Raw genomic sequence first — 10,598 nt, 5'->3', positions numbered from 1 at the left:
CGCGCCCACGCCCTCCTCGCGTCCCCCTCCGCCCACCTCTCCCCGCGCGAGACCCTCCAGGCGTACACCGTCTGCGCCGACGCGGAGCGTCAACTCGGCCACTACCAGGAGGCCATGGCCGTCGTGGCTGCCGCGCTCGCCCTGCTCCCGCGCCCGCTGCCCGAGCCTCTGCCGCCCGAAGCGGTGCGCCTGGCCATCGAGTTCGGGCTCGTCCACGCCGTACGGGGCACCCACGACGAGGCCCGCGGCCTGCTGGAGGAAGCCGTGCGGGCGGCGGGCGACGCGGACGAGGCCGACCGCACCGCGCTGCGCGTGCTGGCCGCCCTGTGCGCGACCCACGCGGGGGACGTCGCGGAGGCCACCGCCGAAGTCGCCCACTGCGCGCGGGTGTTGGACGCGATGCCGGACCCGTTCGCGGGCCGCACCCCCGAGACGCTCGCGCTGCTCGGCTGCGCGGAGCTGTACCTGGAACGGTTCACGGACGCGATCCGGCACCTGGGCCGGGAGGCGGAGACCCGTATCCCCGTCCTGATGCACCGGCTGCTGGCGCTGACGATGGCCGAGCAGTGGACGGGCCGTCTCGACGCGTCCGAGCGGCGGGCCCGGGAGGCGGAGGCGCTCGGGCGTTCCCTGGGCGCGCAGGACGCGGTCACGCTCGCGCGGGCGATGCGGGCGACGGCCCTTGTCTGGTCGCGGGGCCGGCGCGACTCCGCCGAGGCGGTCGCGCTGCTCGCGGAGACGACCGCGGCGCTCCGACCCGGGCAGAGCTGGTGGACGGTGTCGGCGACCGGCCTGCTGGCCCAGGCACAGTTCCTCACGGGCGACGCGGCCGGCTGCCGGCGCACCCTGCTGGACCACGTCGGCGGTGAACTCCTGCCGCTGGTACGGCCGTTCTGGCGCCCCTTCCTCCTCGCGCTGCTCGCCACGGCCACCCTGGAGTGCGGCGACCGCGACGGGGCCCACCGGCTGCTGCGGCACGCCGAGTCGGCGTCCGACGGGCTCGGGCTGCCGGTCCAGGAGGCGTACGTCCAGGAGGCCCGCGCGCGCCTGCACGCGGCCGACGGCGAGTACGAGACGGCGGCCAAGCTGTTCGACCTCGCGGCCCACGCCTTCCGCTGCGCGGACATGCCGGTCCAGTACGCCTGGACCCTCACGTCCGCGGCCCACGCCCTGGCCGAGACCGAGGGCCACCCGGCGGCGCTACGGCACCTGGAACTCGCGGAAGGCATCGCCCGCGTCCACGGCGCCCGCCTCATCCACGAAGAGGCGGCCCGCCTCCGCACCGCACTCCCCGCCTCCGACCCACTGACCCACCTCACCGACCGCGAACGCGAAGTCGCCGACCTCGCGGCCTCCGGCCTCCGCACCCGCGAAATCGCCGAACACCTCTTCCTCTCCCCCCGCACCATCGAGACCCACCTCGCCCACGTCTACCGCAAACTCGACGTCACCTCCCGCCTGACCCTGTCCACTGCCCTGCGGCGCACCCGCTGAGCCCTGCCGGACGCGTACCGCGAGACGAACACGCTGATGCTGTCCGGGGTGCGAGACACCGGCCCGCGCCGCGATGGCTTCCGGACGTGCCCTGGCGAGGCCGTTCGCGGCGAACTCGGCGTCCGCCGCCTTCAGGACCGTCCTCGCCGAGTTCCAGGCGGTCGTCGCCGTGGGACTCGACCCGGTGGCCGGTGCCCGCGAGGGTGCCACATCCCCGACATGTGGTTCACGAAGCCCCGGATGGAGTCCGGCCCGTGAGCCGTCTGCCCCAGGGCAGGCTCGTCATGGACCAGAGCGTCGGCACACGGCTCGGCCGCCGCGTCCCCGTCGTGATCGTCATGCACTTGACTTAGAGCATCCGGCGGCGCTCGGTGTAAGTTCTGCCGGGTGGAGATCGGGGAGTTGATCGGGGCGGGGCGGACAGCGGATGTGTTCGCCCTCGACGAGGACCGGGTGGTGCGACGCTACCGCGACGGTGAGGACGCCACCGGCGAGGCGGTCGTGATGGCGTACCTGGCCGAGCACGGGTACCCGGTGCCGGCGGTGTGGCCGGGCGCGGCGGCCGGGGAGTTGGTGATGCAGCGGCTGTCGGGGCCGACGATGCGTGAGGCGCTGGTCGCGGGCACCCTCAGTGGCGAGCAGGCGGGCGAGTTGCTGGCCGATCTGCTGCTGCGACTGCACGCCATCCCGCCTCGGGCCGGGGCCGACCCCGCCCACCGCATCGTCCACCTCGACCTGCACCCGGAGAACGTCTTCCTCACCCCCGACGGCCCCGTGGTGATCGACTGGGCCACCGCCCAGGTGGGCCCTCCCGGCCTGGACACCGCGATGGCCGCGCTGATCCTCGCGCAGGCGGCGCTCACCATGCCGGCCGCCGCCGAAATCGCCCGGGCCGTCCTACCCGCCCTGGTGCGTCAGCTCGGCGGCACCGACGGCATGCTGTTGCCTGAGGCGCGGGCCCGGCGGGCCGCCAATCCGACCCTCACCCAGGAGGAGATCGCCGCCCTCGACGCGGCGGTCGACCTGATCCTGGCGGCAGGAGCCGACGCCCATGGGAGCGTCCTTCGGTAGGAGGTGAGCTGGGGCTGTCGGATGCGGGGGCTGGTGGTTCGGGTGTCCCAGCGATGGGTGTACCAGGCCCGGCAGATCAGGCTGCGGACGGTGATGCTGGCGGTGGCCAAGGCAAGGTAGAACTCGGTGCGCAGGCGGCGTCGTTCGGTGTTGCGGCGGAGCTTGCCGAAGTTGTTCATCCACGAGTTGGTCCGCTCCGCCACCCAGCGGCCGTCGGTCTGGATCGGTGTCTTCGTGCCGCGTTTGGTGGTGCGCGGAGTGATCTCGCGTTCGGTTAGGCCGGTGTGGACCAGCTGGTGGTCATACCCCACGTCCAGGCTCAAGGCCGGGTGCTGAGGGACGTGGTCAAGGTGTTCGGTCGACTCGGCAAACTCATCGAGGGTTTCGGGCAGCAGCGTGTGGTCGCGGATGTTCACGCCGGCGGGCACCGTGACCACGGGTATCCCGTAGCCGTCGGTCAGCTGGGACCGCTTGAGGCCCCGCTTGCCACGGTCCACCGGAGACTTTCCGGTGCACTCCCCGTCTGAGGATGCCTTGGTGATGCCGCCGTCCCCGGCCTGGTCCGCGAGGTCCAGGCCCACCATCCGGTCAGGCCCGCAGCACCGCGAGGACCAGGTGACCAAGGACACCGGCCTCGATCCGCTCGTCCCGTCGCCAGCGGATCGTGGTCGCCGAGCATGCCGTGTCCGCCACCCGCTCGTCGCCCGTCCCAGACACCAGAGCGAGCGCAAGCCGGCCGCATGCGACCGCGTCCGAGATCCTCGGTCGATGACAGCCCAGCGGATGGGAGACCTCCCCGAGACGGCGGCAGAGCAAGGCTCATCCGCTCTGTCTGCCTGGAGACAACTTCGGCCACAGGATCCCGTCGATCCGCAGGGCAGGAGCCCCGGCAATCCTGCTCGATCGACGGGTGCGCCCCGGCTCGTCGCGCGGTGTCGCCCCGCCCCGTCTCGGGCAGCCGGCCGAACAATGTGACGATTCGTAGGCCCGAAGGTCCGCGGTCGGGTTTCCTGCGCAGTGCGGTGACGAGGACTGGATTCGGGGTTCACCGGGCCAGCGGGTCCGGATCGGGGCGCCAGGGGCGGCACAGCACTGCGCAGCAGGCCGCCGCCGCCAGGGCGAGGCCGAGCACCGAGAGAGCCATCGGCAGTGCGGTGCCCTGGGCGCCGAGGCTGGTGAGGGTCGGCGCGAGGGCGCCCATGAGGAACTGGGTGGTGCCCAGCAGTGCCGAGGCGCTGCCTGCCGCGTGTGGGGCGCGCTGGAGGGACAGGGCTGTGGTGGTCGGAAGGATCAAGCCGACCGGGCAGGCGGTGAGGAAGAGCGCGGTGGCGATCCGGGGCAGGCCCGCGTGGGCGCTGGTGGCCAGCAGGGCCAGGGCGGTTCCCGCAGTGACGAGCACGGCCAGGCCCGTCGTCAGGATGCGCTGCGAGGGGAAACGGCCGAGGAGCAGTTTGCCGTTCAGCTGTCCGGTGGCGACCATGCCGATCGAGTTGAGGGCGAACAGCAGGCTGTACGTCTGCGGGGAGGCGCCGTAGACCTCCTGGAGCGTGAAGGAGGAGCCGGCGATGTAGGCGAACAGGGCGGCGAAGCCGAGGCTGCCGGTGAGGAGATACCCCGTGAAACGGCTGTCTGCGACGAGGTCCCGCATGGTGCGCAGGGTGTCGGGGAGCCCGCCGCGACGGCGCCGATCGGCCGGGAGGGTCTCGGGCAGCAGGGCCGCGGTGGCGGCCAGGACGGCCAGTCCCAGCAGGGTGAGGGTGACGAAGACGCCGCGCCACGAGGTCAGACGTAGGAGTTGGGCGCCGAGCAAGGGGGCGAGGACCGGAGCGGTGCCGGAGACGAGCATGAGCGAGGACAGCAGACGTGCGGCGCGCAGTCTGTCGTACAGGTCACGGACCACGGCCCGGGCGATGACGATGCCGGCGGCCCCCGCCAGCCCCTGGAGCAGCCGCATGCCGATGAGCATCGTCGGGTCCGGCGCGAGGGCGCACAGGGCGCCCGCCGCGACGTACGCGCTGAGGCCGATCAGGAGAGGGCGGCGTCTGCCGAGGGTGTCGCTGAGCGGGCCGATGATCAGCTGTCCCAGGGCGATGCCGATCATGAAGGCGGTCAGGGTGAGTTGGGTGATGGACTGGGAGGCGTGGAGGTCCGTGCTGACCTGAGGGAGTGACGGCAGGTAGAGGTCGATGGTGAGCGGCCCGAGCGCCGTCAGGCAGCCCAGGACCAGGACGAGGGGCAGCCGGCGTGGGCGGCGGTCGTGAGGCGAGGGGCGGATCGTGGCTGCCGGTGTCGTGGATCCGGTCGACATGTCGATTCCAGGCTGTCGGGTAGGGCCGATGCCGCTGTGCGTGCCGTCAGCGGTCGATGCGGGCGATGAGGAGGTTGGGGTCCTTGCCGGTCAGGTAGGCGGCGCTGGGGACGTACACCGTGCCGTGGTGCACCGCGACGGACGTGGGTGTCTGGAGGCCGTCGGCCGGGGTGAGGACGGCGGTGTGGGTGCCGTCGGGGCGGACGAGGTCGACCTCGTTGTCGTCCCGGGCGGCGAGGAGGGTGTCGCCGTGGCCGATGAAGGCGAAGTCGTCGACGGAGGGCATACCGGTGGCCCGGACCTGGATCCTTCCCGCGGCGCCCTTGGCGGTGACCGGGATGCGCAGGACGGTGCCCCGGTCGAGGTTGGTGGCCCAGACGGAACCGTTGTGCAGCTTGAGGCCGTTGGCGCCCGCGAAGGTGGTGGGCTCCAGTTGCGTGCCCGTCGCCCAGACCGTCGCTTTTCCTCCGCGTGCGGGCAGGCGGTAGATGACGCCGTGCACGGAGTCCGTGACGTAGAGCTGCTCGGCGCGCTGATCGAGGGCGAGTCCGTTGGGCAGTCCGTCGGCGGGCAGGGGGGCGATGCGGTGCGGGCGGCCACCGGGGCGGACGGCCCAGACGCCGGTGAGGTCGGCGGTGCCGGTGGCGTAGGTGACGTACAGGGTGCCGTCGCCTGCGCGGGCGATGCCGCCGACGAACGCCTTGCCCAGGTTGGGGGTGCTCGCCTTGGCGGGGGCGGGCAGCGTGGCCAGCATGTGCGGGCGACGGCCCGGCACGACGCGGACGATCTGCCGGGCGAAGGAGAAGGTCAGGTAGGCAGTCCCGGTGCGGTCGACGGCGATGTTCTCGGGCTGCTGCTCGGCCGCCAGGTCGAAGTGGTCGGTGATGTGCGCCCCCGAGAGCGGCTCGGTCACCGCGTCGGCGGTGGCTGCGGTTGCGAGAAGGGCTGCGGTCGTGGCGAGCGTGATCAGAGAGATGCGGAGGCGCATGGGGGTTTCTCCTGTGGGGTGGTGGCGAGGGCGCCGGTGCGGCCGTCGACAAGTCGTACGGCCTTGCCGGTGACCGGGGTCAGACGTGGACCCGCACCACGTCGAACGGGAGCTTCGGATCGGCGATCTGGAACTGGAAGTTGACGATCAGCAGGTCCTGGCCGTCGAAGGCGGCCGTGGACGGGCTGTGCATGCCGTGGCCGTGGACCGTCCTGATGAGGTGGGCCGTGGTGTAGTCGTCGTTGAGCTTCAGTACGGCGATCTGGCCGTCGGGGTTGTCGAGTTCGGTGACGGCGGTCAGGGTGTGCCCCGTGAGGAGGAGGCCGTCGCCGGAGACGCCCTTGGCGCCGCCGAGGTCGATCGGTACGACCTCGTGGGTGCGGACGTCGACACGGTAGAAGACGTGGTCGTTGTAGTCGGCGAGCAGGACGTAGCGGCCGTCGCCGGTGACCACCAGGCCGTTTCCGTTGAAGCCGGCGTCGTAGACCATCGGGGAGTGGCTCAGGTCCACGCCCACGCGCAGCGGCTGATCGACCTGCTTGCTCTTCAGCTCGGCGGCGGTGATGTGCCACAGCGCCGGGTGCGTGGAGTCCGAGATGTACGCGTCGCCGTTGGGGGCGAGGGCGACGTCGTTGAGGAAGGAGTCGCTGCGGCCGTTGTCGAACACGTGCAACAGGGCACGCGTGCGGGTGTCGTAGACGAAGACCTTGCCGCTGACGCCTCCGGCGACGATGAGCCGTCCGGCGCGGTCGGTCTTCATGCCGGCGACCGACACCCGTCCGTCCTGGCCGCCGGGCAGGAACACCGTGGTCGCGCCCTGGTGGATGTCGCCGCGGTAGATGGTGCCGTCGGTGGTGCTGCCGACGTAGAAGTAGGGAGTGTGCTGCTGGCGGGCGATTCCCTCGGGGTACGTCTTGTCGCCGGGGATCGTGTAACTGCGCGGCAGCGGTTCTCGGTGGTGCGCATCGCCCCGGGGTGCGGCCAGGGCCGGGGCGGCGCCGCCCAGCATGAGGAGGGTGGCGACCGCTATGGCGGTGGCACGGGGACGGGGAAGGCGGGCGTGTGACATGACGGATCTCCGTAGCGGGATGCGGGTGATCAACGGGTGGAGGCGATGAGTCGAGGGCATACGGGCCACGCGAACGCCTCCGGATACGCGCGGCGAGGGTGTTCAGTTGCCGGCCGGGAAGAGCGACCGGTTGGCGATGTCGATGATGAACGGGCCGACGTGGGCCGGGTACTTGTCGACGATCGCCTTCTTGTACGCGTCGCCGTCGTCGCCGAGCAGTTCGCGGGCGTCGGCCAGATAGCGGCGGACGTCGTCGTAGACCTCCGGACCGGTGGGCAGGCCATGGCCGGCGAGGATCGTGTCGTAACCGGACTCGCGGGCCAGCGTGTCGACGGCCTGCTGCCAGCCGGTGATGTCGTTGTTGCCCAGGTAGAGGTGGACGTCGTGGTAGACGAGGTCCTGGGCGATCAGGACGCCCTGCTCGGGCAGCTTGACGAGCAGCTCGTCGGCGGCCTCGCCCCCGGAGACGGCCTCGAAGACGAACCGGACGCCGTCGATGACCTCGGTGCCCGGGACGATGGTCAGGGACGGGGTGAAGTCGCCGACGGGGATGACCTGTCCGGTGGGCAGGCTGCTGTCGCCACGGGCGATGATCTGCTCGCGCACCCGGGCCAGGGCGTGGACGGGGACGCCGAAGCGGGCGGCGCCGTTGTAGTGGTCCGGGTGGGCGTGGGTGACGACGAGCCGGTCGATCGGCTTGCCGAGGCCCTTGGCATAGGCGACGGCCTCGTCGGCGTAGGCGGGCAGGAGTTGGGCGTCGATCGCGACGATCCGCGCCGGGGTCTCGATCAGCTGGGTCGTGGTGTGGAACGTGTCCGCCGGCGACATGTAGCTGTGGATGCGCACCGCGCCCTTGTCGAGGACCGTGACCGTGCCGTTCATGAGGATGCTCCCTGAGGTTGAGGCGGCTTCGCGTCGCCTTGACGACCTCCACTCTCTCCGTGAAACAGCAGGCAGACGAGATACGCTGAAGACGCGGCATGGTAATTCGAGGACATCTGGAGATCGCGATGCTTCCCGCAGAGCTTGGTGACGGTGATCCCCTCGGGGGCGGCGCCATCCTCCGGCTGGACTTCCACCCGCCCGAGGAGCGGGTCCCGGGTTTCGAGATCATCGATCTCGCCACCCTGCACGAGCGACGGCGGCGGAACGGCCGGCGGCCCGACCTGGTGCACCGGGTGGACTTCCACACCCTCACCCTCATCACGGAGGGCACCGGGGAGCACGCCATCGACTTCGTCACGTATCCCTGCCGGCCCGGAACCCTGTTGTGGGTCCGGCCGGGGCAGGTCCAGCGTTTCGTCCGTCCCGGCACGGCGAACGGCACGCATCTGCTGTTCATGCCGGCGTTTCCCCCGCACGGCAGCAGCGCCGACCGTCTGGTCAACGAGTGGTCCGGCTCGGCGTGCTGGCAGCTGGGTGCACGTCCCGAGTACGCCGTGCTGTCCACGCTGCTGAGCCAGCTGCGCGCTGAACACGACCGCCCGGAGCCGGCCACCGTCTCGGCGGAGATCCTCCAACTCCTGCTGGCCACCGTGCTGTTGCAGATCGACCGGCTGCCCCACCCGGAGGGCGGCCAAGACCCGTACGCGGGCGGGGAAGTGTACGCCCGCTTCCGCGCCGAGCTGGATCGCTCCTACGCCGCCACCCGCCGCGCCGCCGACTACGCCCACCGCCTCGGCTACACCGTCAAGACCCTCACCCGCGCCTGCACCGCGGCCACCGGGCAGCCCGTGAAACACGTCATCGACGCCCGGGTCGCCCTGGAGGGACAGCGGCTCCTGGCCCACACCGACGTACCGGTGGCCACCATCGCCCGCCGGCTGGGCTTTCCCGAACCCACCAACTTCGGCAAGTTCTTCACCCGTCATACCGGGGTGACGCCGGGGGCCTTCCGGCAGACACACCAGGGACAAACCTGACGGTGCCATCGCCCGGGGACGGAGAGGAACTGGGCCTGATCCGCGAGGGGCATCTCGCCGGTCTCCTGCTGGTCGACGGCGACCCGCCCGCACCCTTCCGGGCTCACAGCCATACGTCGACCGCAGCCGCGAGGTTGTCCTGGCCGTTGAAGACATGCCCGTTCATCCCGATGGCCTGCGCCGCGCGGACGTTCTCCTCGCGGTCGTCGACGAAGAGGAAGTCGGCGGGGGCCGCGCCCAGGGCGACGACGCAGTGCCGGAAGGCGGCGGGGTCGGGTTTGGCCGCGCCGATCTTCCCGGAGAAGGCGAGGTGGTCGAGGTCGTGCAGCCAGGGCTGGGCGGCGAGGAAGGCGTCCGCGTGGTCCGCCGGGATGTTGGACAGCAGGGCGACCCGGGCCCGGTCCCGCAGCTCGCGCACGTAGGTGACCATGCGGTCGTCGACGCGGGCCCAGCTGTCGATGTCGGTGAGCCGCAGCTCCTCGATCGTGTCGGCGTCGGCGGGGCGGGACAGCGCGTGCAGGACGTCGGTCCAGTACGCGGAAGCGGTGTGCCGGCCGGCGTCGTAGGGCGGGCGGTGGGTCCAGTAGGCCGTGGTGAAGGCGTCGGTGGCGGTGCCGCAGCGGGCGGCCATCTTCTCCAGGGCGCCCGGGCGTTGGTGGCGGGCGATGACGCCGAAGAGGTCGAAGAGCACGATGCGGTCGTCGGTGGACATGGGTTCCCTCGGGGTGTCAGGGCCGGTGGGGCAGGGCGCGGGCGAGCGAGTCCAGTGCGGCCAGGCGGTCGGGGCCGGCCGGGGCGAGGACGACGCTGGTCGCGCCGGCCGCGTGGCGGGCGTCGATCGCGGCGCGGGCCTGGGCGGGGGTCCCGGCGATGCTCAGGGCGCGGACCCAGTCGGCGGGCATCGTCCGGGCGAAGTGCCGGGCGTCGGGGCTGGCGGCGCGGTGTGCGCGCAGTTCCTCGGCGAAGGGCAGCGGGTCGATGTGCGCGGCCCACTGCGGCTCGCCGACCGGTTCCAGGGCCGCGCGGACCCGGGTCAGGGCGGTTTCCTCGTCGTCGTCCACGGCGGCGGCGTCGTAGACGACGATCTCCGGGGAGTTCGCGGCGGCGGGGCCCAGGTGGCGCAGGGAGGCGGTGATGTAGCCGGGGGCGGCGGGCTCGGCCAGCAGGAGCCCGTCGGCGGCCTCGCCCGCGACGGCCTGCGACTTGGGGCCGCGGACACCCAGGATCACCGGGGGCACGGTGTCCGGGATCTCGGTCAGGACCACGCCCTCGCAGCGCACGTACCGGCCGTTCTCGGGGCCGGGCTCCCCCGCGACCAGCAGGCGCAGCGCTGTCGCGTACTCCTTGATCAGTGTCAGGGGGCTTTCCGGCCAGGAGCCGACCTGGCGCATCCAGCCGGGCATGCCGTGGCCGATCCCCGCGATGAGCCGGCCGGGGTGGAGCTGGGCGAGGGTGGCCAGCTCCATCGCGGCGAAGGCCACGTTGCGGGCGCCGGCGGGCATGATCCCGATCCCGACGGTGAGGCGCGTGGTGGCGGCCAGGACGGTGGCGGCCTGCGCGACACCGCCGCGCCAGCCGAGGTCCTCCACCACCCAGACCTGGTCGAAGCCCAGTTCCTCGGCGCGCCGGACGTAGGGCAGCACCTCGCCGATGGGGAGGTCGAGCGGCAGCATGACACCGACACGGCCGTGGGCGAGGGGTGCGGGGGAAGCGGACATCTGGGCTCCTTCGGTCGGCTGAGGGCGT

General features: G+C 72.1%; 9 protein-coding genes and 1 pseudogene. 3 read left to right on the top strand and 7 right to left on the bottom strand.

Features of this window, described 5'->3' with window-relative positions; genetic code table 11:
- A partial coding sequence (locus AOK24_RS49730; protein ID WP_240554022.1) for a LuxR family transcriptional regulator occupies positions 1-1,494 on the top strand: 1,494 nt, incomplete at its 5' end.
- A gap of 387 nt (positions 1,495-1,881) precedes the next feature.
- Positions 1,882-2,565 carry a phosphotransferase gene (locus AOK24_RS20500; RefSeq protein WP_055721517.1) on the top strand — a complete coding sequence of 228 codons (684 nt, stop codon included), beginning with the start codon at positions 1,882-1,884 and terminating at the stop codon, positions 2,563-2,565.
- A 17-nt stretch (positions 2,566-2,582) separates the two neighbouring features.
- On the opposite strand, the pseudogene AOK24_RS46105 reads toward AOK24_RS20500, so the two are convergent.
- The 5 genes and pseudogenes from AOK24_RS46105 to AOK24_RS20480 form a co-directional block, all read right to left on the bottom strand.
- Positions 2,583-3,360 (bottom strand): annotated as a pseudogene (locus AOK24_RS46105) (transposase); the annotation flags it as partial.
- Positions 3,361-3,610: 250 nt separating this feature from the next.
- Positions 3,611-4,873: a multidrug effflux MFS transporter gene (locus AOK24_RS20495; protein WP_055721516.1), complete on the bottom strand. Its 1,263-nt coding sequence runs from the start codon at positions 4,871-4,873 to the stop codon at positions 3,611-3,613.
- A 46-nt stretch (positions 4,874-4,919) separates the two neighbouring features.
- Entirely contained in the window at positions 4,920-5,861 is a 942-nt protein-coding gene (locus AOK24_RS20490) for an SMP-30/gluconolactonase/LRE family protein (RefSeq protein ID WP_055721515.1), read from the bottom strand.
- 79 nt (positions 5,862-5,940) lie between these two features.
- Positions 5,941-6,930 carry an SMP-30/gluconolactonase/LRE family protein gene (locus tag AOK24_RS20485; protein WP_240554021.1) on the bottom strand — a complete coding sequence of 330 codons (990 nt, stop codon included), beginning with the start codon at positions 6,928-6,930 and terminating at the stop codon, positions 5,941-5,943.
- A gap of 102 nt (positions 6,931-7,032) precedes the next feature.
- Positions 7,033-7,812 carry an MBL fold metallo-hydrolase gene (locus AOK24_RS20480; protein ID WP_055721513.1) on the bottom strand — a complete coding sequence of 260 codons (780 nt, stop codon included), beginning with the start codon at positions 7,810-7,812 and terminating at the stop codon, positions 7,033-7,035.
- Positions 7,813-7,940: 128 nt separating this feature from the next.
- Here AOK24_RS20480 and AOK24_RS20475 point away from each other — a divergent pair, with 128 nt between their 5' ends.
- Entirely contained in the window at positions 7,941-8,852 is a 912-nt protein-coding gene (locus tag AOK24_RS20475; RefSeq protein WP_055721512.1) for an AraC family transcriptional regulator, read from the top strand.
- A gap of 103 nt (positions 8,853-8,955) precedes the next feature.
- Here AOK24_RS20475 and AOK24_RS20470 read toward each other — a convergent pair whose 3' ends face one another.
- Positions 8,956-9,564, bottom strand: coding sequence for an HAD family hydrolase (locus AOK24_RS20470; protein ID WP_055721511.1), 609 nt, complete (start codon positions 9,562-9,564; stop codon positions 8,956-8,958).
- 16 nt (positions 9,565-9,580) lie between these two features.
- On the bottom strand, positions 9,581-10,570 hold the full coding sequence (locus AOK24_RS20465; RefSeq protein ID WP_055721510.1) for an LLM class flavin-dependent oxidoreductase: 990 nt from the start codon (positions 10,568-10,570) through the stop codon (positions 9,581-9,583).
- Positions 10,571-10,598: the final 28 nt, after the last annotated feature.

Source organism: Streptomyces niveiscabiei, assembly GCF_001419795.1.
GTDB lineage: Bacteria > Actinomycetota > Actinomycetes > Streptomycetales > Streptomycetaceae > Streptomyces > Streptomyces niveiscabiei.
This window is presented reverse-complemented; position numbering and strand designations above follow the sequence as displayed.